This window comes from Nonomuraea sp. NPDC049421 (assembly GCF_040677005.1).
Taxonomy (GTDB): domain Bacteria; phylum Actinomycetota; class Actinomycetes; order Streptosporangiales; family Streptosporangiaceae; genus Nonomuraea; species Nonomuraea salmonea.
The window spans coordinates 97,112-121,296 of sequence record NZ_JBFAQA010000007.1; the positions used below are offsets into that span (position 1 = coordinate 97,112).

Genomic DNA, 24,185 nt, shown 5'->3' on the forward strand with positions numbered 1-24,185 from the left:
TAGTTCGCCCCGTTCAGGCCGCGGACGAGGCCCGGAACGCGGCCCACATCTCGTGCATCCGGTGCGCCTGGCCTGCGGTGAACTCCCACATGCAGCGGTCGTGGGCGTAGTCCATGAAGTTGTGCGCCGGGTCCTTGCCCGGCCGGTCGGCGCAGGTGTCCTTGTCCTGCGGGCACGCCTCGGTGGGCCTGGCCTCGGCCGGCGTGTCGTCGATGCCGTCGCCGGGCTCGCGGCAGCCGTTCTCGAACGTGTGGAACAGGCCGAGCCAGTGGCCGATCTCGTGCACGCCGGTGAAGCCCTGGTTGTAGTTGGTCATCGCGCCGCCCGGCAGGCTGCGCCAGTCGATCACGACGCCGTCGAGCGCGGGGGCGCCGGCGTACCAGTAGGGGTAGCTGGCGAAGCCCAGCATGAGCTCGCTGAGCTGGGCGATGTAGAGGTTGAGCGTGTCGGCCCCGCCCTCGTGCAGGGCCTTCTTCATGACCTTCTCGTTGCCGACGGGGTCGGTGAACCAGGTCGCGCTGCGCCGGACCGAGATGTCGTCGAGGCGGAAGCGCACGCCGGTGTCGACGCCGCCGAACCTGCCGGCGTACGCGGCGTTGAGCACCTCGATCTGAGCCTTGACCGTCTCTTCTGAGACCTGGCGGTCAGGGCCAGAGGCGATCACGTGCACGCGCGTGGGCACGGTGAAGTGGGTCGGCGGGGTGACCCCGGCCAGGCGGCGGCCGAGCTCGCCGACGACCTTGGCGACGTCCTCAGGCTTGGGCGAGCGCGGCACGGGCGTACGGGCAGGACCGGGCACCGGATGTCGATCAGCTTGGTGCTGGGCGTGCTGCCTCGCGTGGTGCCTGGGGTGCTGCTCGGTGTGTTCTTGCCCCGCGCATCGATCCGCCGGCGCGGCTCCCGACCTCAGCGCGGCGCCGGCGCCCGGTGCCGATCCGTCAGGAAGCGGCGGGATGAGCCCGGCGGCGAGCAGGCATGCCAACGAGACGGCGGTCGCGCGCCGGACCATGCATATCCCCCACGGCTTGAGACGATCTGGCTACAGACCGTAACCCTCCGCGTGGGGATTAGCGCACAGCAACACTCACTGCTTGTCGTCGCCCTCGCCGCCGCCGGGAGGCAGACCTTCGTAGATCTCCTTGCACTCCGGGCAGACCGGATATTTCTTGGGGTCGCGGCTGGGCACCCAGATCTTGCCGCACAGGGCGCGAATGGGCGTGCCGGTCACCATGCTCTCGGTGATCTTGTGCTTGTCCGCGTAGTGGGCGAACCGCTCGTGATCGCCGTCGCCGTGCGACGTCCGCGGAGTGGTCTCCTGCTCTGGAAGGATCTTCGTGCTCACCCCATCGAGTTTATGCCCGCCCAGGACCCCGAACAGCGCGACGGCCCCCGCCCGTGAGGGACGGAGGCCGTACGTGAGAAGCGATCAGCCCATGTGGACGGGAGCGCCCTCGGTCTTCCTGCCGGCCCTGACGAACATCGTCAGCGCGGCGGTCAGCACCGCGATGCAGGTGCTCACCACGAAGGCGAGGTGCATGCCGTCCATGAAGGAGTTGTGCACGGCGCTGACGATGGGCTCGGGCAGCCCGGGCGGCGCCGCACCGAAGGCGGCGGCCTTCTCCAGCGCCGTCATCTGCTCCGGCGGGATCTGCTGGGCGATCGGGCCGAGGTAGCCGGGCATCCTGCTGGAGATCTCGGAGGCCATCACGGCGCCCAGGATCGCGGTGCCGAGCGCGCCGCCGACCTGCATGGCCGACTGCTGCACGCCACCGGCGACGCCGCTCAGCCCGACGGGAGCGTTGCCGACGATGATCTCGGTGGCGCCCACGAAGACCGGCGAGAGGCCGAAGGCCAGCAGCACGAACGGGATGCCGCTCTCGATGAACGAGGCGTCGATGCCGAGCCGCGACATGAGGAACATCGCGAACGCGGTGATCAGCAGGCCGCCCGCCATGGTGATCTTCGGGCCGAACCTGCTCAGCATCATGCCGGCCAGCGGCGATGCGACGATCATGCCCGCGCTCATCGGCAGCATGCGCAGGCCGGCGTCCAGCGGCTCGAGCCCGTGCACGCCCTGGAAGAAGAAGCCCAGGAAGAACATCGCGCCGAACATCGCGAAGGCGACCATCATCATCAGGAACGTGCCGATGGAGATGGACGGGTTGGCGAACAGCGACAGCGGCACCAGCGGCTGGCTCGCACGGCTCTGCCAGAAGATGAACAGGCCGATGAGCACGACGAACACGGCGAGGAAGGTCAGCGTCGTGCTGTCGCCCCAGCCCCAGTCGGGGGCCTTGATGATCATCCACACCAGCGAGAACATCGCGCCGGACAGCAGCACCACGCCGAGCCAGTCGATCCTGGCCAGGCTCTTGGCGCGGTTCTCCTTGATCAGAAGGATGCCCATGACCAGCGCGATGACGCCCACGGGGGCGTTGATGAAGAAGACCGACTCCCAGTTGCCACCGCCGACGAGCAGGCCGCCCACGATCGGGCCGGCCGCGCTGGACAGGCCGATGATGGCGCCCCAGGCACCCATCGCCTGGTTCAGCTTCGGCCCGGGGAACGCGCTGCGCAGCAGCGCCAGGGCGGCGGGCTGCAGCAGGGCGCCGAACAGGCCCTGCAACACGCGCAGGCCGATCAGCGCGCCGATGGGCGTGACGCCGGGAACGACGTCGGCGAGCTCGGCGCTGAAGCCGATGCCCACCGACGAGACGGCGAAGCCCCCCACACCGATGAGAAAGACGCGCTTGTGCCCGAACAGGTCACCGAGCTTGCCGGCGGTGATCAAGAAGACCGCGAGCGCCAGCAGATACCCGCTGGTCACCCACTGCAGGTCAGAGAGCGACGCCTTGAGGTCCGTCTGGATGACCGGGTTGGCGATGCCGACGACCGTGCCGTCGAGCATCACCATGATGACGCCCAGACTGACCGCCAGCAGAACGAGCCACGGGTTGCCCCCGGTCCCCGTGCCGGCCGGGCCGGGCGATGACGGTGCGTCGACCGCCTTCGCGTGAGCCATTAAGTCCCCCTATTTCCACAGATCGCCCCACACCGGGGCAGAAAAGTCCTAAGCCTCCGGTAATCTATGGCACAGGGTGACACTTCACAACTGACTTAAAGTCGGCGGACTATGACTTATGGCACACTATGACAGCTTTGTGTCGAGGAGATGACGACCGTGGGTCTGCGGGAACGCAAGAAGGAGAAGACGCGCCTGGCGATCCTCGACGCGGCGATCGATCTCTTCCTCGAACAAGGATACGAATCGACCACCGTGGAGCAGATCGCGGGGGCCGTCGAGATCTCCCCCCGCACCTTTTTCCGCTACTTCACCAGCAAGGATCACCTGGTGCTGTGGTTTCACGACCACGGCGAGGAGATCATGCTCGACGCCCTGGCCGAGCGCCCGCACGACGAGCCGCCGTTCGCCTCGCTCATGCAGGGCCTGCGCGCCTTGCTCGCCGACCTGGATGAGTCAACGCCCGAGGACGCGGAGAGGTTCCTCAAGCTTCGCAGATTGTTCGAGTCGCACCCGCACCTGGTCGGCCTCTCGGCGGCCAGAGGCGCCGAGACCGAGCGGCGGCTGGCCGGGAAGGTCGCCGCCCGCCGCGGCACCGACCCCGACGAGGACCAGCTCGCTCACCTGATCGTGGCGTTCGCGATGTCCACCATGCGGGTCGGGTTCGAGTGCCCGCGCCGCGACGCCCCGATGGCGGAGATCAAGGAGCGCGTGGCGCAGACGCTGGAGCTGACCGAGCGCTGCCTGCGTCCGGGGTGGGACCAGCAGCCCTGACCCGGCCTCGGTTCATCGTCGGGTCGTCAGTTCATCGTCGGGTCATCGGGGCAGGTCGCCACGAACGCCAGCTCCCCGCGCTGGCGGCGCAGCACCTGGCGCCACAGGGAGGACGGGTCGGCGTGGAAGGTGTCGCCGGCCTCGGAGTCGACGACGTACCAGGCTCCTTCGGCGATCTCGCTCTCCAGCTGTCCCGACGTCCAGCCCGCGTAACCGGCGAAGATGCGCATCTGCGCGATCTCGCCCTGGAGGATCTCGGGGGGCGCGTCGAGGTCGACCGTGCCCAGCCTGGCCACCGCGTCGGTGCCGGCGTGCAGCCGGCGCCAGCCCAGCGGCTCCTCGCCGCTCGGCACGGCGGCGAGCGCAAGCGCGCTGTCGGTCTGTACGGGCCCGCCCTCGAACAGCACCGGCGGCCCGGTCACCAGCGGATCCCAGACCGGCAGGACCTGGGTCACCGAGATGTCGCTCGGCCTGTTGAGCACGACGCCCAGTGTGCCGCCGTCGTGGTCGTGTTCGAGGATGAGCACGACGCTACGCCGGAAGTTGGGGTCGTCGAGAAGCGGCGTCGCCACCAACAAACCGCCGACGTAGATCGCTTCCGCCATACCTCCATCATGAAGGCTCCGGTGGGGTGCGCGCTCCCCCGAGCCCCCCATGTTACTTTTCGTACACGCTTGGGAACTTTAGGTAGCGAAGATCACATTCGGGGGGAGCACATGCGCATCGGTACTCGTCTCGTCCTGGTCTGCCTCCCTTTGGGGGCTTTCCTACTCTTCCTGACGCTGCCCGCCTACGCCTGGCCGGGGTCCGACACCGGTGACCCGTTCACGATGACGGTGGACGGCGTGGCCTGCCGCACCGGCCGCGCCACCGTACGCCTGCACAACCAGACCCGTCAGCTGGCCAGGTTCGACCTGAAGTCCGACGGGGTCAGCGTGGCCAGCGGCTCGATCCCGGCGCGCAAGACGATCGTCCGGCACGTACGGGTGACAAGGGGCAGCGGCGCCGAGATCGAGGCGTTCTCGGTGAGCGACAACACCCCCGAGACGCTGATCGACTCCACCCGGCTGGAGAACGACTGCCCGTGGGGTCACCACCGCAAGCAACTCCCGTTCACGGGCCCGCCCACCGATCTCCTGGCCAAGCTCGCGACGGCGGGCGGCATGGTGGTGATGGGCGGGATCCTGTGGTGGTACGGCTCGATCTGGCCGCGCTCGTCCTAGGAAGAACGGTCTCCTGCTAGGGAGAGCGGTCTCCTGCGGTCACGAAGGCCCCGGCCCTGGCGGCGGCCAGCGCGCGGGCCACGGACGCCTCCGCGACCTCCCGCGTGACCGGCTCGCGCGTGACGACCAGCCGGTAGTAGAGCGGCGCGGAGACGGCTCTGATGAGCTCCTCCGCATGGGTGCCCTGGGGCAGCTCGCCCCTGGCGACGGCGAGCTCCACGACGGTGGCCCACTCGTCGATGCGGCGCAGATAGAAGGTGCGCAGCGCGAGCGCCGCCTGCTCGTCGCTGGTGGCCGCGGCGATGACGGCCTGGAGCGTGACACCGAGCCGCGGGTCGTTGAGCGCCTCCATCACCATCAGCGCGTTGGCCCGCAGGTCGCCCTCGATGCTTCCGGTGTCGGCGTGCGGCGAGGACTGGTTGGCGAACTCGTTCATGAGATCGGTCACGAGGCCGGCGGGGCTTCCCCAGCGCCGGTAGACGGTGGTCTTGCCGACGCCCGCCCTGGCCGCGATCTGATCCATGGTCAACGCGTGGAAGCCGTGCTCGACCAGCGCGTCCTGTGTGGCCTCCAGGACGGCGGCGCGCACCCGCGCGGTACGGCCACCCGGCCGTACGGTTCCCGCGGAACGGGAGGGTTGGTCCATCGAGTCTCCTCGCCGTGTAGCCGACCATATTATCGAAACTCTTGTTTCATTAGCAGCTCGTTCGGCATTACCGAACGGAACTGCGCTAGTGTCGCTCCTGTGGGAGAGACGATTCAGTCCGTCGAACGAGCCGCCGCGATCCTGCGGCTGCTCGCCTCCGGCCCGAGACAGCTCGGGGTCGCCGAACTGGCCAGAGCCCTGGGCCTGCCGAAGGGGACGCTACACGGCATCCTGCGGACTCTGGTGCGCGTCGGGTTCGTCGAGCAGGACCAGGCGACGGGAAAGTACCGCCTCGGGGCCACGCTGCTCCACCTCGGCAGCAGCTACCTCGACGTCAACGAGCTGCGCGGCAGGTCGATCAACTGGGCCGACGCGCTGGCCGGCCGCAGCAGGGAGAGCGCCTGGATCGGCACCCTGCACGAGGACCACGTCCTGGTCATCCACCACGTCTTCAGGCCCGACGACAGCATGCAGACCCTCCAGGTGGGCACGTACCTGCCGGTGCACGCCAGCGCGCTCGGCAAGGTGCTGCTCGCCTACGACCCGTACGACGAGCCGCCCGCGGCCCCTCTGGAGCCCTACACCAAGCACACGCTGGCCGATCCCGCCGCGCTGGCGGCGGAGCTCGACGGGGTCAGGTCGCGCGGCTGGGCGTGCGAGATGGAGGAGCTGACCGAGGGCGAGGTGGCCATCGCCGCGCCCATCAAGGACCCGCGCGGCATCGTCGTGGGCGCGATCGGCATCCGCGGCGCCGTCGAGCGGCTGGCGCCCGGCGGCGAGCTGCACATGGAGTTCGTCTCCTACGTCCGCGACGCGGCCCGGGCGATAAGCCGTGACCTGGCCAGATGACACTTGAACAGCTACCAGCGACCACATAGCATTCGTTCCGCAGACCGTTCGACAATGTCGAACCAGCAGCACTAGCGAGGAACCCCGTGCCTGGATCCCAGTACATCGCAGCCATCGACCAGGGCACCACGTCCAGCCGGTGCATCGTCTTCGACCAGGGCGGCCACATCATCTCCGTCGCCCAGCGCGAGCACCGTCAGATCTTCCCCCGCCCCGGCTGGGTCGAGCACGACGCCGACGAGATCTGGCAGTCCGTACGCGGCGTGCTGACCGAGGCGGTGACCGGGGCCGGCATCGACGACGGGCAGATCGCCGCGCTCGGCATCACCAACCAGCGCGAGACCACCGTGCTGTGGGAGCGCGCCACCGGCCGCCCGGTCTGCCCCGCCGTGGTCTGGCAGGACACCCGCACCGACGCGCTCACCCGGTCGCTGGCCGAGCAGGAGCCGCTGTTCAGGGAGCGCGCCGGGCTGCCGCTGCACACCTACTTCTCCGGGCCCAAGATCCGCTGGCTGCTCGACGCGTACGATCTGCGCGAGCGCGCCGAGCGCGGCGAGGTGCTGTTCGGCACGATGGACAGCTGGCTGCTGTGGAACCTCACCGGCCGCCACATCACCGACGTGACCAACGCCAGCCGCACGATGCTGATGAACATCCACACCCTGTCCTGGGACGACGAGCTGCTGGCCGCGCTCGGCGTGCCGCGCGCGATGCTGCCGGAGATCCGGCCGTCGGCCGAGGTCTACGGGCACACGGAGGCGGGTGTGCCGGTGGCGTCGGCGCTGGGCGACCAGCAGGCGGCGCTGTTCGGCCAGACCTGCTTCTCCCCCGGCGAGGTGAAGAGCACCTACGGCTCGGGCAGCTTCCTGCTGATGAACACCGGCAACGAGCCGGTCGTCTCCAAGCACGGCCTGCTGACCACCGTGGGCTACCAGATCGGCGAAGGCCCGGCCACGTACGCGCTGGAGGGCGCCATCGCGGTCACCGGCTCGCTGGTGCAGTGGCTGCGCGACAACCTGGGCCTGATCTCCAGCGCGGCCGAGATCGAGACCCTCGCCAAGACCGTGGACGACAACGGCGGCTGCTACTTCGTCCCGGCCTTCTCGGGGCTGTTCGCGCCGCACTGGCGCTCCGACGCGCGCGGCGTGATCGCGGGGCTGACCGGGTTCGTGACGAAGGGGCACATCGCGCGGGCCGTGCTGGAGGCCACCGCGTGGCAGACCCGCGAGGTCGTGGACGCCATGAACGCCGACTCCGGGCTCGACCTGACGACGCTGCGCGCCGACGGCGGCATGACGGCCGACAACCTGCTCATGCAGACGCTGGCCGACGTGCTGACGGTGCCGGTGATCAGGCCGATGGTGTCGGAGACGACCGCGCTCGGCGCCGCGTACGCCGCCGGGCTGGCCACCGGCTACTGGCCCGACCTCGACAGCCTGCGCGCCAACTGGCACAAGGCGGCCGAGTGGCGGCCGGCCATCGACGAGGAGGTCCGCGAGCGCGAATACCGCAACTGGAAGAAGGCCGTGGCGAGGACCCTCGACTGGGTCGAGCAGGAGGAGACCGCATGACGACCACGATCGGCACCGACCGGGCGCAGGTCCGGCAGGAGCTCTCCACCACCACCTTCGACCTGCTGGTGATCGGCGGCGGCATCCTCGGCACCTCGGTGACCTGGATGGCCGCGCAGGCCGGGCTGCGGGTGGCGATGGTGGACGCGGGCGACTTCGCCGGCGCGACCTCCAGCGCCTCGTCCAAGCTCGTCCACGGCGGCCTGCGCTACCTGCAGACCGGCAACGTCAAGCTGGTGGCCGAGAACCACCGCGAGCGCCGGGCCCTGGCCGCCGACATCGCGCCGCACCTGGTCAAGCCGCTGACCTTCCTGGTGCCCATCTACAAGGGCGGGCCGCACGGCGCGGCCAAGCTGGGCGCGGGCGTGTTCCTGTACTCGGCGCTGTCGGTGTTCGGCGACGGCATGGGCAAGGTGATCACGCCGCACCAGGCCCTCGCCAAGGTGCCGGCGCTGCGCGGCGAGGGGCTGCGGGGCGCCGCCGTCTACGGCGACCACCAGATGAACGACTCCCGCGTGGCCGTCATGACCGTACGCGCGGCCGTCGACGCGGGCGCCACCGTGCTCAACCACGCCGAGGTCGTCGGCCTGCGCAAGACGGGCGGCACCGTGACGGGCGCCGAACTGCGCGACCGGCTCGACGGCGCCGAGTTCGGGGTGTCGGCCAGGCTCGTGCTCAACGCCACCGGGCCGTGGGTCGACCACCTGCGGCGCATGGAGGACCCGGGCGCCGCGCCGAGCATCCGGCTGTCCAAGGGCGCCCACCTGGTGCTGCGCCGGCACGAGCCGTGGAAGGCGGCGCTGACCACGCCGATCGACAAGTACCGGGTGTCGTTCGCCATCCCGTGGGAGGACCACCTGCTGCTCGGCACGACGGACGAGGCGTACGAGGGCGACCCCGCCGACGTGCGCCCGACCGAGGCCGACATCGCGCAGATCCTCGACGAGGCGGGCCATTCCGTACGCGACGCCCAGCTCAGGCGCGAGGACATCACCTACGCCTTCGCCGGCCTGCGGGTGCTGCCCGGCGGGCCGAAGGAGGTCACCGCCGCCAAGCGGGAGACCGTGCTGAGCAGGGGCTCCGGCGGCATGCTGTCGGTGGCGGGCGGCAAGTGGACGACGTACCGGCACATCGGCAAGCACGTGCTCGACACCCTCGCCCACCTCCCCGGCCGGCCGCTCGGCGACGACCTGGCCGACATCCTGCCCGCGGTGCCGCTGCCCGGCCTGGCCAGCCCCGACGCGGTGGCGCTGCGGCTGTGGACCGACCGCGACCGCGACGCCCGCATGGACCCGCTGGTGGCCAGGCACCTCGCCACCCACTACGGCTCGATCGCGTTCGACCTGGCCAGGCTCATCCGCGAGGACCCGGCGCTCGGCGAGCGCATCCACCCCGACGGGCCCGACATCTGGGCGCAGGCGGTCTACGCCCGTGACCACGAGTGGGCGGCCACGGTGGACGACGTCGTACGCCGCCGCACGACCCTGACCGTCCGCGGCCTCGACACGGCCGAGGTGCGCGAGCGGATCGCCGTCCTGCTGGGGTGAGGTCACGATCGGGGCCGGCCCACCACCATTTGCACCTGGGCAGAGGTGGCGCAGGGCTCGGACGGGGCAGGGGGTGGGCATGCGTACACCGATGAACGAAGCCCTGATCAGGCACTTCACGGACCTGCGCGACGGGGTGCACGGCCAGGCCGTCACGCGGGACGACAAGGAACGCCTCTTCGCCCGAGCCGTCGAGCTGCTCGACCCGGTGGCGCGCAGGGTGCTCGACGAGGCGAACGCCGATCTGCTGCTCGGCACCGGGGAGGTGGTCGCGAGCGGCGTCACCCGGTCGAGGGAGGGCGGGCTCAACGCGATGTGGTCGCTCACCTGGCCGGAACAGCGCGCCACGGGCGAGCAGCCGATCGCGGTCGTCGCCCACTTCGGCTGCGACTTCCACCACCCGCACCTGCGCGGCAACACGGTCGGCGACTGGCCGCTGAACGTCTTCGAAGAGTCCGACGCGGCGGGGCAGCTCGACCTGCTCCGCGCGATCGCCGCCGCCGACGCACACAACCTGGTCTTCCAGGAGAGCTACCGCCTGATGCCCGCCCTGACCACCGCCATCCCGACCTCCTGACCGCCATGGGACGGCCCTAGCCGGGACGGGCGGGCTTGGCGTCGCTCCAGCCCGAGTCCATGATCAGCCAGGAGTCCAGCGTCCTGCCGGGAACCTTCGATCGCCGCTGCGTCGTCGTGCGACGGTGAGGCGGTGTCCGGGGGGCCGGCCAGGTGCGGCTCATTCATTGCGCGGCCTCGTGGTCGGCGGGACGTCGGTCACCTGTTGTTGCCCGCAGGCCGCCGTCGCCTTCCCCTTGACCTCACCACAACGGTGCGGCAAGCCAACAGCCCGACCGGCCCAGGTTCGGTGGGCGGGTCGGGCTGGTGGAGAGAAACGCTCGCGGGGCGGTCACCTGAGCGCCCCGCCCCGGGAGGTCAGGCCTCGGTGAAGCCGCGGGCGCGGCCACCGGCCGACTCGCGGACGGCGGCCGCCACGGCGGTGGCGACGTCGGGGTGGAAGACGCTGGGGATGATGTAGTTGGGCCCCAGCTCCTCGGGGGTGACGACGGCGGCGAGCGCGCCTGCGGCGGCCAGCAGCATCTCCTGCGTCACCTCGGTGGCCTGCGCGTCGAGCAGCCCGCGGAACACCCCGGGGAAGGCCAGCACGTTGTTGATCTGGTTGGGGTAGTCGGAGCGGCCGGTGGCGACCACGGCGGCGTGTTCGCGGGCCTCGTCGGGCGAGACCTCGGGCTCGGGGTTGGCCAGCGCGAACACGACCGGGTCGTCGGCCATCGCGGCGATGTCGTCGCCGTTGAGGATGCCGGGCGCGGACACGCCCACGAACACGTCGGCGCCCTTGACCGCGCCGCGCAGGTCGCCGGCGTAGCCCTCGGCGTTGGTGTGGTCGGCGATCCAGCGCAGCGACTCGTCGAGGTCGTCGCGCCCCTTGTGGACGGCGCCGAGGTAGTCGCAGACGACGACGTTGCGGGCGCCGGCCGCCAGCAGCAGCCGCAGCACGGCGTTGCCCGCCGCGCCCGCGCCCGCCATGGTGATCTTGACGGTCTCGATGCTCTTGTCGACCACCCGCAGCGCGTTGGTGAGCGCCGCGAGCACGCAGATGGCGGTGCCGTGCTGGTCGTCGTGGAAGACCGGGATGTCGAGCAGCTCGCGCAGCCGGCGCTCCACCTCGAAGCAGCGCGGCGCCCCGATGTCCTCGAGGTTGATGCCGCCGAACCCGGGCGCGATGACCTGCACGGTGCGGACGATCTCGTCGACGTCCTGGGTGTCGAGGCAGATCGGCCAGGCGTCGATGCCGGCGAAGCGCTTGAACAGCGCCGCCTTGCCCTCCATGACCGGCAGCGCCGCCTCGGGCCCGATGTTGCCGAGGCCCAGCACGGCCGAGCCGTCGGTGACGACGGCCACGGTGTTGCGCTTGATGGTCAGGCGCCGCGCGTCCTCCTTGTTGCGCGCGATCGCCATCGACACGCGCGCCACCCCCGGCGTGTACGCCATGGACAGCTCGTCGCGGTTGCGCAGCGGCACCTTCGACTTCATCTCGATCTTGCCACCGAGATGCATGAGGAACGTGCGGTCGGACACCTTGTGGATGACGACGCCCTCGACGGCCTCGAGCTGGTCGACGATGGCCTGGGCGTGGTCGGTGTCCCTGGCCGCGCAGGTCACGTCGATGCGGAGCTTCTCGTGCCCCGCGTTGGTGACGTCGAGGGCGGTGACGACGCCCCCCGCCGACTCTACGGCGTGGGTGAGCAGGCTGACGGCCTTGCCGCCTGCGGGCACCTCGAGCCGCACGGTGATGGAGTACGACACACTCGGGACGGTCGCCACGTCAATCGCTCCTTCGGGACTGACCAAGAATGCCTCCCATGTTAGGGGGCTTTCGGTCAACCCAGTGCCTCGGCGGCCAGGACGATCAGCTCGACGCACGTTGTCACGGGAATGGTGGTGCTGTCGAGAACCAGGTGATATTGGCACGGATCGGCCGGGTCGACGCGGTAGAAGTGGCGTACGTACGCGGTCCTCGCCCGGTCGTTGTCCTCGATGACGCGCTGCGCCTCGCGCTCGCTCAGCTCGGCGAGCGTGGCCGTCTGCCTGACGCGTCGCTTGAGCGGCGCGTCGAGCCGGACGTGGAGGGCGCCGGGATGGTCGGCCAGCACCACCGCGCCCGCCCGGCCGAGGAACACGCCGCCCTGGTCGCCGGCCATCTCCTTGAGCAGCCGCTCGGTGTGGCGGACGAACTCCTCGGGCGCGAGCGGCATCGCGCCCGGGACGTACATGTCGACGCCGCCGAACGTCACCGTGGGCAGCCGCATGGCCCCGGAGAACAGCCGGCCGAGGCCGTGCTCGGCGCGGTCGTCGTGGGCCAGCGCCTCCTCCAGCGTGCAGCCGAGCTGCTGGGCCACCGCGCTGGGGATGGCCCGGTCGACGAAGGGCACGCCGAGCCGCTCGGCCACGGCCGGGCCGATCTGGTTGCCGGCCGTGCCGTATGTCGCCGATATGGTGACGACCCGCATATCCCCAGGTTAGAACAGGGCGCTCGCCAACGCCCTACGCGCCTTCGCCAAAGATGGGTCTTCGGCCGGCAAGGCGTCGAAAAGCCCCAGCAAATGCTTTCTCGCCCGGTCGCGGTCGTCGCCCGAGGTGCGCTTGACCACGGCGATGACGCGGTTGAACGCCTCGTCGACCGAGCCGGACAGCATCTCGAGGTCGGCGGCCATGAGCTGGGCGTCGAGGTCGTCGGGGTCCTGCAGGCGCCGCTGCACCTCGGCGGGGTCGGCCTCGGCGGTGCGCTTGATCAGGCTGACCCCCGCCAGCCCCATCTTCGCGTCCTCGTCGCCGGGCGCGCGGGCCAGCAGCCGCTCGTAGGCCGCGATCGCCGCGTCGTAGTCGGCCGCGTCGATGGCCTGCTCGGCCGCCACCAGGTCGGGGTCGGCCGGCGGGCCGGCCTGCGCCTCGGGCTCGCCGCCCTCGGCCTCCGGCGGCCTGGCGCCGGGGTTGGCCTGGTAGAACTGCTCGACCGCACCCATCAGCTCGTCCAGCCAGCGCCGCACCTCCTGCTCGGGCAGCACCTGCTGGAAGCCGGTCACGGCCTGGCCCTGGAAGATCGCCAGCACGGTCGGCACGGCCTGCACGCGCAGCGCCTGGGCGATCTGCGGGCTGGCATCGACGTTGACCTTCGCCAGGACGGCCTTGCCGCCCAGGTCGCCGACGACCTTCTCCAGCACCGGGCTGAGCTGGGCACTGCCAGGAGCCCGCGGCGACCAGAGGTCGAGGACGACCGGCACGGTCATCGAGCGCTCGATGACATCGGCCGTGAACGTCTCCTCGGTCACATCGACGACTGAGGCCGACGCCGCCTGGGGACCTGCCGCCTCCCGCCGGGCCTGCGCCTCAAGAGCCTGCTTGCGCGCGCCCAGGTCTATCGCTCCGTAGAGTGACCCGGGCTTAGAGAAGTCCGCCATGCCCTTCATCTTGCCGCATGGACGAAGCCGGGAAGTCACCCGCCGCCACCCGTAGCGTGCGCAACTGGTCGAACATCCGGTGGAGTTCGTCCTCGGCGTACATCGACAGGCCGAACTCGGCGGCCATGAGGTCGGCGGTGGCGCGGCGCACGACGTCGCGGCCGGCCTCGGTGATCTCGGCGAGCACGCCGCGCCCGTCGCGGGGGTTGGGGCGGCGCGTCACGAACCCGGACTTCTCCAGCCTGTCCACCGTGTTCGTCACGCTCGTGGGATGAACCATGAGACGTTCGCCGATCCTGGACAGCGGGAGCGCGCCCGTCCTGCTGAAGGTCAACAGCACCAGCGCCTCGTATCTGGCGAAGGTCAAGTCGTATGGCTTCAGGAGCGAGTCAAGTTGCGACAGCAGGATCTGATGCGCTCTCATGATCGAGGTAACGGCGGCCATGGCGGAGGAAGGTCCGAAGTGAGCGCGCCAGCTCTCCGCGGCGCGGTCGATGGGGTCGAACGGCAGGTTGAGCGGCTTCGGCTGCGACACAGCGATACGGTAGCGCGCCGGTCATCCCGGTTCGTCTGATTACGCTCAGCGACAGCTCTCTTTGCTTGACCAAGAATCCGGACGTCAATCATCACGCTCAGTTATGGTTCTCGTACGTATGGTGACGCGGACGCCAAGTCCACGGCCTGTGGGGACGGGCCAGGACCGCGCGGCGGCCGCATCGCCTAGGGGCACGGGGGGTGCTTGATGAACGTCAACGGGGACAAGGGTGCGTGAGCACGCGGGCGTTTCACGGGAGGAGCTGAAGCACAGCGCGGCCGTCACGGTTGCCGTCCTGCTTGCTGTCGGCCTGATCGCGGCGTGGAACGTCCTGATCCCGGGTGTGGACGCGTGGGAGAACATCGTGGCCGCGGTCATCGGCTCGCTCCGGCTGACCGGGCCCGTCGCCGCGGCCTTCGCCGCCTGGGTGGCGCTGCGCAAGCGCCGCGCGCTGCGCGGGCGCTCGCTCACGACGTGGCGGGCGCTCAAGGCGCCGCTGGCGATCGTGATGGTGGTGCTGGGCTCGTTCGGGGCCACGGTGCTGGTGCTCGCCGTCAAGACGGTGCTCACCGACCAGGCCGGCCGGCTCAGCCTGTCGGGGCTCGGCATGGGCATGGCGGGGCTGGCGCTCTACTCGGTGATCGGGTGGGTGGCCGGATGGGTGGTGCCGAAGCCGTACACGCCGCCGATCGCGGGGCTGGCCTGCTACGGGGTGTTCTCGTGGCTGGCCGACGACCGCGGGTGGGCCGACAAGCTCGCGCCGGGCACCGGCGAGCCGTACGACCTGTTCCAGGGGCTCAGCGGGGCGCCGTTCTTCGACCAGACGATCTGGCTGCTCGGCCTCACCGCCGCGCTGCTGCTCGGCTGGGCTGCGCTGGTGACCAGGCAGGCCATGGTGCTGGCGTGCGCGCTGCTCGCCGTGCTCGCGGCCGGCATGGGCGTCTCACGGGTGCTGACCCAGGCGAAGCCGGCCGCGGCGGTGGACATCGCCTACAGCTGCCAGGAGTGGCCCATCACCGTGTGCGTGCATCCCGGCATGCGGGCGGGGCTGACCGAGCTGGGGGCGGCGTTCACGCAGATCGCCTCACGGCTCGCGGGCACGCCCGCCGCGTTCACGCGGGTGGAGCAGCGCCCGCTGGACGACGCGCTCAAGCCGGCCAACGGGCTGGCCCCCGTGCACGTGCCCGACCTGTCGGCGGGGTTCGCCGAGGAGGCGGCGTACGAGTACGTCGAGTCGCTGGCGCCCCGCTGCCCCACCACGGTCGCCGAGGGCTACCGCCAGATCGTCACGGCCTGGCTGCGCGGCGAGCCGCTGCCGGGCACCCCGCTGCCCGAGCACCAATATGCGACCCAGTGGTTCTCCTCGCTGAGCGAGCCGCAGCGCCGCGAGTGGCTGCGCATGTTCTACACCGACTTCCAGGGCTGCCGGCTGTCGAGCACCCACTTCGGCGGCGGCCCCGCGCAAGCGGGCATGACCCCGTCGGTGCGCCCGACCCCGGAGTCGAGCCACGTCTACCCCGTCTACCCGACGCCCGGCGGTTCCGCCAGGTCAGCGCCGCAGACGCCCGGCGCGGGCGGGGTGAGCGCGGTGGCCAACACCGGGGACGTCTCCTAAAAGGAGCCAAGTTGTCACCATAGGGCGGGCACTGATGATCGCCCAGCGGGTAGTCATGCTCGCATGACGACTTCCCAGACGACGCCGCCCGCGGTGGCCACGGGTCGGCGCCGGTGGTGGCGGCTCGCGGCGGGCCTGCTGGTCGTGGCCGTGCTGCTGGTGGTGGCCGGGCGGTTGGCCTGGTCGTGGCTCGACCCGCTGGGCGAGCGGACCATCGACCGCAGCCAGCCGGTGCTGCTGCAGTCCATCAAGGACCTGAGCAGGTTCGAGGCCGCGACGGGGAACTTCCAGGTGGTCGTCGACCTGGAGAAGGACGCCGCGTTCCTGCCGGACGCCATCAAGGGCACGCGCACGTTGTTCGTCGGCGCGGGCGGCGTGGACGCGTACGTGGACTTCTCGACGCTCGCCACCAACGGCGTGACGGTGTCGCAGGACCGCACCGAGGCCACCGTACGCGTGCCGCGCGCGCAGCTCGAGAAACCGAACCTGGACAACAACCGCTCCTACGTCTTCGCCCACCAGCGCGGCCTGTTCGACCGGGTGAGCGACTTCCTGTCCGGCTCCCCCGCCGACCAGCGCGAGCTCTATCTCCTGGCGGAGAAGAAGATCACCGAGGCCGCCGTGGCGAGCGACCTGCGGGCCAGGGCCGACGCCAACACCAAGGCGATGCTGTCCGGCATGCTCAGGTCGCTGGGCTTCACGAAGGTCACGGTGAAGTTCACCGACGAGCCCTAGAGGCGCCTTAGGCGTTCCTCGCACCCGTCTAAGTACTTCCCGTCGGCGCCGATGCCGAGAGATAGGACATCCGCCCGATGTGCGGATGGGGGCCTTAGGCGGAGTCTTAAGAGTGCAGGGAACGAACCGAAGGAGCACTCGATGCACGCCGAACTCGAATACACCGTCATGCAGCACCACGCCTCCGAACTGCGCCGCGCGGCCGCCGAGCACCGCCGCGCACGCGAGGCGGGGCAGGAGCGGCCGGCCGAGCGCCGGCACCGCTCGGTGTTCGCCCGCCTGCTGTCCTCATGACCGCCCACAAGCAGCCCGGCCGCACCCTCCCTCGCGGCCGGGCTGAAGCGCCTCCTTAACGGAGGCGGCCGCGTTCCCGGCCCGAATCCTGGTCGGGCTCGGGGAGACGGCATCACGAGGCCCCGGTCCCGTTCCTGGCGGACCGGGGCTTCGCGTCCGCCCACACGTCGTCACACTGTGCAATCGTCCGCGCACGGAGGATGATGTCGGTATGAGCAGGCGCGCACTGGTGTGGAGCGGCTCCGCGGTCGCGGTCGTCGCCTTGGCGGGGCTGGTCGTCTACGTCGCGCGGGCGGGACTGGACGAGGCCGACAAACTGGCCGGGGTGATCGGCGCGTTCGTCGGCCTGGCCGGGCTGGGAGTCTCGGTGTACGGCATGATCCGCGGCGACCCGCCCGCAGGCCCAGGACCGGGTTCCGTGGTCGTCAAGGGCGACAACTCAGGCGTCATCGCCACCGGCGACGCCGCCGACGTCCGCATGACGACGGAGCCCGACCCCTGACCTCGGACCCAGGACTCGGGAACGCTGATCAGCAGCGCGTCTGACCTCGGGCTCAGGACTCGGGGACGCTGATCAGCAGCGCGTCTGACCTCGGGCTCAGGACTCGGGGACGCTGATCAGCAGCGCGTCTGACCTCGGGCTCAGGACCTGGGGACGCTGATCAGCAGCGCGTCGCCCTGGCCGCCGCCGCCGCACAGACCGGCCGCGCCCAGCCCGCCGCCCCTGCGGCGCAGCTCGTGGGCCAGCGTGAGCACGATGCGGGCGCCCGACGCGCCGATGGGGTGGCCGAGCGCGATGCCGCCGCCGTTGACGTTGACCTTGTCGAGCGGCACGCCCAGCTCCTTGACCGACTGGAGCACCACGCTGGCGAACGCCTCGTTGATCTCCACCAGGTCGAGGTCGTCGGCCGTGACGCCCTGTTTGGCCATGGCGTGCTTGATGGCGTTGGCGGGCTGCGACTGCAGGGACGCGTCGGGGCCCGCGACGTTGCCGTGGCGGCCGATCTCGGCCAGCCAGGGCAGCCCCAGCTCCTCGGCCTTCGACTTCGACATGACGACGACCGCGCAGGCGCCGTCGGAGATCTGGGAGGCGGAGCCCGCGGTGATCGTGCCGTCCGCGGCGAAGGCGGGGCGGAGCTTGGCGAGCGTCTCGGCGGTGGTGTCACCGCGTACGCCCTCGTCCTCCTTGACGACGACCGGCTCGCCCCTGCGCTGCGGGATCTCGACGGGGACGATCTCGTCCTCGAAGACGCCGTTCTTGATCGCGGCGGCGGCGAGCTGGTGTGAACGGGCCGACAGGTCGTCCTGCTCCTCGCGGCCGATGCCGAGCCTGGCGTTGTAGCGCTCGGTGGACTCGCCCATCGCGCACTGGTCGAACACGCAGAACAGGCCGTCGTGCGCCATCGAGTCGACGACCTCCGAGCCGCCGTACTTGACGCCCCTGCGCAGCCCCGGAAGCAGGTGGGGCGCGTTGGTCATGGACTCCATGCCGCCGGCCACCACGATGTCGAACTCGCCCGCCCTGATGAGCTGGTCGGCCAGCGCGATGGCGTCGAGGCCCGACAGGCACACCTTGTTGATCGTGATGGAGGGGACGGTCATCGGGATGCCGGCCTTGACGGCGGCCTGGCGTGAGGGGATCTGCCCGGCACCGGCCTGGAGGACCTGGCCCATGATGACGTACTCGACCGCGTCGGGCGCGACCCCGGCCCGCTCCAGCGCCGCCTTGATGGCGATGCCGCCGAGCTCGACGGCCTGCAGCCCGGACAGCGAACCGAGCAGCCTGCCGATGGGGGTGCGAGCTCCGGCGACGATGACGGAACCTGACATGACAACGGCCTCCTGTGCTCGCGCGTCGGGTCTTTGACACCATACCCACGGGTACGACACCGCTCGCCATGGAGGTGGACCACACATGTTCCTGCGTATCGACCACATAGGGATCGCCTGCCGCGACCTCGAGGAGAAGATCGAGCTGTTCTCCCGCCTGTTCGACCTGGAGGTCGTCGCCAGAGAGGTCAACGAGGAGCAAGGGGTGAAGGAGGCCATGCTGCACATCGCCGACGGCGAAGGCGGGGGCTCCTACATTCAGCTCCTCGAGCCGCTCTCCGACGACTCGCCTGTGGGAAAATTCCTGGCTAAGCGGGGCGAGGGCGTCCATCACGTGGCATTCGGGGTGCCCGACGTCGCCGAGGCCATGTCCCAGATCAGCGAGAAAGGTGTGAGACTCCTGGACGAGCGTCCCAGGCACGGGTCGATGGGCTCGGAAATCGCGTTCCTGCATCCCAAGGACGTGGGCGGAATGCTTACAGAGCTGGTCCAAGCCGCCAAGCGATAGCAAACCACCACAAAACGTAAAAACCGTTCATATGTAACTAGTCACGCAGAAAGTTGGACGGGGCTTCGCACGCGGCACCAGCGGAGTACGCTTGACCTTCCACCGGACATGGGGCCTGCCGAGAGGCACAGGCTCCTGGTACGGATGCCCCGAACCCCCCGTCCGGCCCGTGTAGCCGTCTCGACAACCCAGGATCGAGCCTCCATGCAGTCCGACATCGACGCCCAGCTCAACAACTTCTTCGAGGACGCCCCAGCACGCGAGTTCGACGTGGTGCTGCGCGGCTACGACCGGCACCAGGTCCACGACCATCTCAAGCAGCTCGACGGGGAGCTCCGCCAGGCCCGCGAGCAGGTCACCGCCCTCCAGCGCGACCTGTCCGACTCCCAGCGCCAGCTGCAGGAGCAGGAGCGCCCCACCTACTCCGGTCTCGGCGCCCGCATCGAGCAGCTGCTCCGCCTGGCCGAGGAGCAGGCCACCGAGCTCGTCCAGGCCGCCAGGTCCGAGGCCAACGAGATCAAGGCCGCCGCCAAGGTCGAGGCCGCCGACCTGCGCGCCGCCGCGGAGGCCGAGGCCGCCGACAAGCGCGCCCAGGCCGCCCGCGAGAGCGACGAGATGCGCACGTCCGCCGAGCGCGACGCCGAGGACATCCGCTCCACCGCCCGCCGCGAGGCCGACGAGCTGACCAACACCACCGAGCGCGAGGCCGCCAAGCTGCGCGCCACCGCCGACCACGAGGTGGCGGAGAAGCGCGCCGACGCCGAGCGGGAGATCGCCAAGCTCCGCACCACGACCGAGCGCGAGGTCGCCCAGCTGCGGGCCTCGACCAAGCGCGAGCGCGACGAGGTGCTGACCACCGCCAAGCGGCAGGCCGACGAGATGCGCGCGCAGGCGCAGCGGGTGCTGGAGGAGTCCGAGGCCAAGCGGGCCCAGGACGAGGCCGAGTTCGAGATCCAGCTCGCCGCCCGCCGCGAGGAGGCCGAGCGCCAGGAGGCCGAGCGCCACGCCACCGCCCAGGCCGCCACGCAGAAGCTGGTCGCCGAGGCCGAGCAGCGCGCCGCCACCGCCGAGTCGCGGGCCACGAAGGCCACGCAGCAGGCCGAGCAGACCCGCCGCGAGGCCGATCTGCACGCCAAGCAGCTGGTCGCCAACGCCCGCAAGAGCGCCGAGACCATCGTGGCCGAGGCCAAGACGAGCGCCGACACCATCGTCACCGAGGCGAAGAACGAGGCCGAGCGCACCCGCACCGCCATGCAGCGCCAGGTCGACGAGCTGACCCGCCAGCGTGACAGCATCACCAGCCACCTGGCCCAGCTCCGCCAGCTCCTCGGCGGCGCCGCGCTGCCGGGCATGGAGTCCTCCGAGGCCGCGGTCACCGCGGCTCCGCCGAAGCCCGCTCTCGCCGCCGCCGCGGCGCCGGCCGCCGAGCCGGCCGCTCCGGCGACGACGCCCGCTCCCAAGGCTGAGGCCAAGGCCGAGGACGACGCGGAGTGGTGGCAGGAGTAACGACCGCACACGGGGGCTGAACGACGGCTGGGGAGAGCCTGGCGATCACACGGTCGCTAGGCTCTCTCTTTGCCGTCGGGCGTGTACGAACCGGTACGAGCCCGTCATGCTGCGTTGTCACCGAGCCTTTCTGGAGTTCCCCGTTGTCGGCAGACGCCGGACCCGCGACCGAGCGGGACGAAGCCCGCACCCCTTCGGCCGATCCCGTGCCCGACGCGGACGGGGGCTCCCGCGAGGGCGGTTCCGGAGGCTCCCGGCACGAGGACTCCGAGCGCTCCCCAGCGCGCTCCCCAGCGCAGGAGCAGGTGCGGGAGCAGGGCGCCGACGGCGGCGAGACGCCGTACGGGCTGCCGGGGAAGCCGCTGGCGCGCGGCCCGTTCCTGTTCGGGCTGGTCGGCGGGCTCGGCGTGCTGACGGCGCTCGCGCTCGCCCAGATGATCATGGCCTCGCTGAGCACGATCATCCTGGTCGTCGTCGCGATGTTCCTGGCCGTCGGGCTCAACCCCGCGGTCGAGGCGCTCCAGCGCAGGGGCCTGGCCAGGCGGGGCGCGATCGCCATCGTGTTCATCGGCGTCATCGTGGCGTTCGTGCTGTTCGGGCTGGCGATCGTGCCGCCCGTCAGCAAGCAGCTCAGCGAGTTCGTCGACGCCGTGCCCGGTTACCTCACCGAGCTGAGCAACCATCCGACGTTGCGGCAGCTCGACGCCGACTACCAGATACTCCCCCAGATCCGCACGTTCGTGACGACCACGCTGGGGCCGGCGCTGGCCAGCGGCATCATGGGCGCGGGGCTGGTGGTGCTCAACGGCGTCTTCACCACGGTGACGCTTCTGGTGCTCATGCTGTACTTCCTCGGCTCGCTGCATACGATCAAGGAGTATCTGCTCAAGCTCGTCCCTGCCTCGCGGCGGGCGCGTACGCGGGCGATGAGCGAGGAGATCCTCGGCGGCATCGGCGGTTACGTCGCGGGCAACGTGCTCATCTCCTTGATCGCCGGCGTGCTGGCCTGGATCTTTTTGTCGATCATCGGCGTCCAGTACGCGCTCGCGCTCGCCCTCGTCGTGGCGCTGACGGACCTGATCCCGCTGGTCGGCGCCACGATCGGCGCGGTGATCGTGACCGGCGTCGCGCTGCTCGACTCGCTGCCCGCCGGCATCGCCTGCGCCATCTTCTTCGTGGTCTACCAGCAGATCGAGAACTACTTCGTCTATCCCCGGGTGATGAAGCGCTCGGTCGATGTCACGCCCGCGGTGACCGTGATCGCCGCGCTGTTCGGCGGCGCGCTGCTCGGCATCGTCGGCGCGCTGCTGGCCATCCCGGTGGCGGCGGCCATCGCGCTGGTCATCAGGGAGGTCGTGGTGCCCCGCCAGGACCGCGCCTGAGCGGGCGCGCTACCTGGCCGCCTGGTTGATGCGCAACAGGTTGCCCGCCGGGTCGCGGACGGCGAAGTCGCGCACGCCGTACGGCTGGTCCATCGGCTCCTGCAGCACGTCGCCGCCGGCGTCCCTGATGCGCTCGTACGTGGCGTCGCAGTCGCCGACCTCGAAGATGACCGCCCGCAGCAGGCCCTTGGCCAGCAGCTCCGCCATGGCCTGACGGTCGGCGGGCGAGGCGTCGGGGTCGGCCAGCGGTGGCTCAAGGACGATGTTGACGTCGGGCTGTGACGGCGAGCCGAGGGTGATCCAGCGCATGCCCTCGAAGCCGACGTCGTTGCGTACCTCCAGGCCGAGGATGTCGTGGTAGAAGGCGAGCGCTTTGTCGTGGTCGTCGACCGCGATGAAGCAGGTGTTGAGTCGGATGTCCATGCCCGTCACGTTACGTGGCGGTCGGCGGTCTTGCCCGGATGATGGCGGACCGGCCGCAGGTAGATCTTCGCGTAGCAGGACGGGACGGCGGCCAGCTCGTGGTGATCGCGGGCGCGGTAGGCGCTCGGGCTCTCGCCGACCAACTCGGTGAAGCGCGAGCTGAACGAGCCCAGCGACGTACAGCCGACCGCGAAGCACACCTCGGTCACCGAGATGTCGCCGCGCCGCAGCAGCGCCTTGGCCCGCTCGATGCGGCGCGTCATGAGATAGCTGTAGGGGGTCTCCCCGAAGGCCGCGCGGAAACTGCGCGAGAAGTGGCCCGGCGACATGAGGGCGACGCGCGCCAGCGCGGGCACGTCGAGCGGCTCGGCGTAGTCGCGGTTGATCACATCCCGCGCCCGCCGCAACCGAACCAGGTCCTCAAGCGTCACGCCGTCAGCATGCCACACCCCACCGACAACCCCCGACGTGCCGGGAGCAGCCCCGCCGCACAACTGCACATCCTTCTTGTGGGGGGTGGGTGGGTGGGTGCACAGCTCCGCGCCCGGCCGAAGCCACCCACCCCACACCATCCCCCACCCAAGGGCGGTGGGCCAGGTCCCCACCCGGGCAAGAGCCACCACCCGCCCCCACAAGCGCACGTCCCGGTCGGGGGTGGGCATAGCTCCGTGCGCAGGCCAGATCGCGCAGACCCGTACGCAGGCCAGGCCGCGCACTTCCGCGCGCACGTCGAGGGCGGGCGGAGCGCGGACCCGCATGTGGCGGGGCGGGCGGAGTGTGGACCCGCATGTGGCGGAGATGGGCCGTGCGTGGGGCCTGGGGTCAGGGGCGGGGGGTGGGGAGGTCTGTGCGGAGGAATTCCGTGATCGCGGCGTTGAAGGGTTCTGGTTGTTCGACGGCGGTCAGGTGGCCGGCCTTGGGGATGATCTCCAAGCGGCCGTCAGGGACTGCCTTGGCCATGGCGGCGGCGTCGGACGGCGGTGAGAGCTCGTCTTCCTCGCCCACGATGACCAGCAACGGCACCTTCAGCGCGGTCAGGGTGTCGGAGGAGTCGGGGCGGGCGGCCATCGCGCGCTGGGCCCAGGCCACCGCGCCGGGAGGCGCCGACTGGACGAGGCCCTTGACGCGGCCGAACACCATGGCACGGCGTTCCTTGGTCGTCGGCCCGATGAGCGCGGGCAGGACCTCGCTGACCAGCACCTCGCTGCCGGACTCGAGCACGGCCTGCGCGATGCGTTCGCGGTTCTCCCTGGCCGGGGGCGGGTCGGGGCTGGCCTTGGTGTGGGCGAGGATGACGCCGAGCACCCGGTCGGGATGCCGCCGGCAGAACGCCATGGTCACGTAGCCGCCCATCGACAGTCCGCCGATCACGGCCTTGTCGATGCCCTCCGCGTCGAGCAGGGCGGCGACGTCGTCGGCCATCAGGTCGAGTGACGGCTCGTCGTCGCCCAGCCGCGACCCGCCGAAGCCGCGCAGGTCAGGCGTGATGACGCGGCAGACCTTGGCCAGCCCTTCGCGCTGGGCCAGCCACATGGCGGACGAGAGCGGGAACGCGTGAAGCAGCACAAGCGGGATTCCGGTCCCGGCCGATCTCGTGTAGAGCTGCACGGACCTCACGGTAACGCGGTTCACGGCGACATTCACTCAATGGCCCATGCCAAATATTCCGCTAAATGCCGCACACAGCTAATGTCCGCCCTAAAAGTGACATTGCCCGCCGCATAAAACACCCGCACAATCCAGGCACG

Annotated in this window: 26 protein-coding genes; 13 read left to right on the forward strand and 13 right to left on the reverse strand. The window is 70.5% G+C overall.

The window, feature by feature from the left end; genetic code table 11:
• Positions 1 to 13: 13 nt before the first annotated feature.
• The 3 genes from AB0K18_RS14380 to AB0K18_RS14390 form a co-directional block, all read right to left on the reverse strand.
• Positions 14 to 799: a zinc metalloprotease gene (locus AB0K18_RS14380; protein ID WP_364914461.1), complete on the reverse strand. Its 786-nt coding sequence runs from the start codon at positions 797 to 799 to the stop codon at positions 14 to 16.
• Positions 800 to 1,084: 285 nt separating this feature from the next.
• Positions 1,085 to 1,342 (reverse strand): DUF3039 domain-containing protein, encoded by a 258-nt coding sequence (locus tag AB0K18_RS14385; protein WP_237101223.1) that lies wholly within the window; start codon positions 1,340 to 1,342, stop codon positions 1,085 to 1,087.
• Positions 1,343 to 1,426: 84 nt separating this feature from the next.
• Positions 1,427 to 3,022: a DHA2 family efflux MFS transporter permease subunit gene (locus AB0K18_RS14390; protein ID WP_364914462.1), complete on the reverse strand. Its 1,596-nt coding sequence runs from the start codon at positions 3,020 to 3,022 to the stop codon at positions 1,427 to 1,429.
• Between the two features lie 150 nt (positions 3,023 to 3,172).
• Here AB0K18_RS14390 and AB0K18_RS14395 point away from each other — a divergent pair, with 150 nt between their 5' ends.
• A complete protein-coding gene (locus tag AB0K18_RS14395; protein ID WP_364914463.1) occupies positions 3,173 to 3,796 on the forward strand; it encodes a TetR family transcriptional regulator in 624 nt (207 codons plus the stop codon).
• Positions 3,797 to 3,822: 26 nt separating this feature from the next.
• Here AB0K18_RS14395 and AB0K18_RS14400 read toward each other — a convergent pair whose 3' ends face one another.
• Positions 3,823 to 4,401, reverse strand: a complete 579-nt coding sequence (locus AB0K18_RS14400; protein ID WP_364914464.1) for a YqgE/AlgH family protein — start codon at positions 4,399 to 4,401, stop codon at positions 3,823 to 3,825.
• A 111-nt stretch (positions 4,402 to 4,512) separates the two neighbouring features.
• Here AB0K18_RS14400 and AB0K18_RS14405 point away from each other — a divergent pair, with 111 nt between their 5' ends.
• Positions 4,513 to 5,019: a hypothetical protein gene (locus AB0K18_RS14405; protein WP_364914465.1), complete on the forward strand. Its 507-nt coding sequence runs from the start codon at positions 4,513 to 4,515 to the stop codon at positions 5,017 to 5,019.
• A 16-nt stretch (positions 5,020 to 5,035) separates the two neighbouring features.
• On the opposite strand, the gene AB0K18_RS14410 is transcribed toward AB0K18_RS14405, so the two are convergent.
• Positions 5,036 to 5,665, reverse strand: coding sequence for a TetR/AcrR family transcriptional regulator (locus AB0K18_RS14410; RefSeq protein ID WP_345397680.1), 630 nt, complete (start codon positions 5,663 to 5,665; stop codon positions 5,036 to 5,038).
• A 99-nt stretch (positions 5,666 to 5,764) separates the two neighbouring features.
• Between AB0K18_RS14410 and AB0K18_RS14415 the strand changes: the two genes are divergently transcribed.
• The 4 genes from AB0K18_RS14415 (at position 5,765) to AB0K18_RS14430 (ending at position 10,209) form a co-directional block, all read left to right on the forward strand.
• On the forward strand, positions 5,765 to 6,514 hold the full coding sequence (locus AB0K18_RS14415; protein WP_364914466.1) for an IclR family transcriptional regulator: 750 nt from the start codon (positions 5,765 to 5,767) through the stop codon (positions 6,512 to 6,514).
• 86 nt (positions 6,515 to 6,600) lie between these two features.
• On the forward strand, positions 6,601 to 8,085 hold the full coding sequence (glpK, locus tag AB0K18_RS14420; RefSeq protein ID WP_364914467.1) for a glycerol kinase GlpK: 1,485 nt from the start codon (positions 6,601 to 6,603) through the stop codon (positions 8,083 to 8,085).
• Entirely contained in the window at positions 8,082 to 9,632 is a 1,551-nt protein-coding gene (locus AB0K18_RS14425) for a glycerol-3-phosphate dehydrogenase/oxidase (RefSeq protein WP_364914468.1), read from the forward strand. Before glpK ends, AB0K18_RS14425 begins: the two co-directional genes overlap by 4 nt.
• Positions 9,633 to 9,711: 79 nt before the next feature.
• Positions 9,712 to 10,209: a hypothetical protein gene (locus AB0K18_RS14430; protein ID WP_364914469.1), complete on the forward strand. Its 498-nt coding sequence runs from the start codon at positions 9,712 to 9,714 to the stop codon at positions 10,207 to 10,209.
• A gap of 356 nt (positions 10,210 to 10,565) precedes the next feature.
• On the opposite strand, the gene AB0K18_RS14435 is transcribed toward AB0K18_RS14430, so the two are convergent.
• The 4 genes from AB0K18_RS14435 to AB0K18_RS14450 are packed head-to-tail and all read right to left on the reverse strand — an operon-like array spanning position 10,566 to position 14,144.
• Positions 10,566 to 11,975 carry an NAD-dependent malic enzyme gene (locus AB0K18_RS14435; RefSeq protein ID WP_364914470.1) on the reverse strand — a complete coding sequence of 470 codons (1,410 nt, stop codon included), beginning with the start codon at positions 11,973 to 11,975 and terminating at the stop codon, positions 10,566 to 10,568.
• A 56-nt stretch (positions 11,976 to 12,031) separates the two neighbouring features.
• A complete protein-coding gene (locus tag AB0K18_RS14440; RefSeq protein ID WP_364914471.1) occupies positions 12,032 to 12,661 on the reverse strand; it encodes a cytidylate kinase-like family protein in 630 nt (209 codons plus the stop codon).
• A 9-nt stretch (positions 12,662 to 12,670) separates the two neighbouring features.
• A complete protein-coding gene (locus AB0K18_RS14445; RefSeq protein ID WP_364914472.1) occupies positions 12,671 to 13,609 on the reverse strand; it encodes a tetratricopeptide repeat protein in 939 nt (312 codons plus the stop codon).
• On the reverse strand, positions 13,593 to 14,144 hold the full coding sequence (locus AB0K18_RS14450; RefSeq protein WP_364914473.1) for a MarR family transcriptional regulator: 552 nt from the start codon (positions 14,142 to 14,144) through the stop codon (positions 13,593 to 13,595). Before AB0K18_RS14450 ends, AB0K18_RS14445 begins: the two co-directional genes overlap by 17 nt.
• Before the next feature lie 229 nt (positions 14,145 to 14,373).
• Between AB0K18_RS14450 and AB0K18_RS14455 the strand changes: the two genes are divergently transcribed.
• The 4 genes from AB0K18_RS14455 (at position 14,374) to AB0K18_RS14470 (ending at position 17,290) form a co-directional block, all read left to right on the forward strand.
• Entirely contained in the window at positions 14,374 to 15,759 is a 1,386-nt protein-coding gene (locus AB0K18_RS14455) for a hypothetical protein (protein ID WP_364914474.1), read from the forward strand.
• Between the two features lie 63 nt (positions 15,760 to 15,822).
• Positions 15,823 to 16,494, forward strand: coding sequence for a DUF4230 domain-containing protein (locus tag AB0K18_RS14460; RefSeq protein WP_364914475.1), 672 nt, complete (start codon positions 15,823 to 15,825; stop codon positions 16,492 to 16,494).
• 141 nt (positions 16,495 to 16,635) lie between these two features.
• Complete coding sequence (locus AB0K18_RS14465) at positions 16,636 to 16,788, forward strand: hypothetical protein (protein WP_345397648.1); 153 nt, start codon at positions 16,636 to 16,638, stop codon at positions 16,786 to 16,788.
• 211 nt (positions 16,789 to 16,999) lie between these two features.
• The gene (locus AB0K18_RS14470; RefSeq protein ID WP_364914476.1) at positions 17,000 to 17,290 is read left to right on the forward strand and encodes a hypothetical protein; all 291 of its coding nucleotides are present in this window, start codon (positions 17,000 to 17,002) and stop codon (positions 17,288 to 17,290) included.
• 140 nt (positions 17,291 to 17,430) lie between these two features.
• On the opposite strand, the gene AB0K18_RS14475 is transcribed toward AB0K18_RS14470, so the two are convergent.
• A complete protein-coding gene (locus tag AB0K18_RS14475; protein ID WP_364914477.1) occupies positions 17,431 to 18,618 on the reverse strand; it encodes an acetyl-CoA C-acetyltransferase in 1,188 nt (395 codons plus the stop codon).
• 85 nt (positions 18,619 to 18,703) lie between these two features.
• Between AB0K18_RS14475 and mce the strand changes: the two genes are divergently transcribed.
• From mce to AB0K18_RS14490, 3 genes are all read left to right on the forward strand, one after another.
• Complete coding sequence (mce, locus tag AB0K18_RS14480) at positions 18,704 to 19,126, forward strand: methylmalonyl-CoA epimerase (RefSeq protein WP_364914478.1); 423 nt, start codon at positions 18,704 to 18,706, stop codon at positions 19,124 to 19,126.
• Positions 19,127 to 19,330: 204 nt separating this feature from the next.
• A complete protein-coding gene (locus AB0K18_RS14485; RefSeq protein ID WP_364914479.1) occupies positions 19,331 to 20,632 on the forward strand; it encodes a DivIVA domain-containing protein in 1,302 nt (433 codons plus the stop codon).
• A gap of 143 nt (positions 20,633 to 20,775) precedes the next feature.
• Positions 20,776 to 22,014: an AI-2E family transporter gene (locus AB0K18_RS14490; RefSeq protein ID WP_364914480.1), complete on the forward strand. Its 1,239-nt coding sequence runs from the start codon at positions 20,776 to 20,778 to the stop codon at positions 22,012 to 22,014.
• Positions 22,015 to 22,023: 9 nt separating this feature from the next.
• Here the strand turns inward: AB0K18_RS14490 and AB0K18_RS14495 are convergent, their stop codons facing one another.
• From AB0K18_RS14495 to AB0K18_RS14505, 3 genes are all read right to left on the reverse strand, one after another.
• A complete protein-coding gene (locus tag AB0K18_RS14495) occupies positions 22,024 to 22,437 on the reverse strand; it encodes a VOC family protein (protein ID WP_364914481.1) in 414 nt (137 codons plus the stop codon).
• Between the two features lie 5 nt (positions 22,438 to 22,442).
• Positions 22,443 to 22,868: a helix-turn-helix transcriptional regulator gene (locus tag AB0K18_RS14500; RefSeq protein ID WP_364914482.1), complete on the reverse strand. Its 426-nt coding sequence runs from the start codon at positions 22,866 to 22,868 to the stop codon at positions 22,443 to 22,445.
• Between the two features lie 391 nt (positions 22,869 to 23,259).
• On the reverse strand, positions 23,260 to 24,003 hold the full coding sequence (locus AB0K18_RS14505) for an alpha/beta fold hydrolase (RefSeq protein WP_364914483.1): 744 nt from the start codon (positions 24,001 to 24,003) through the stop codon (positions 23,260 to 23,262).
• Positions 24,004 to 24,185 lie beyond the last annotated feature (182 nt).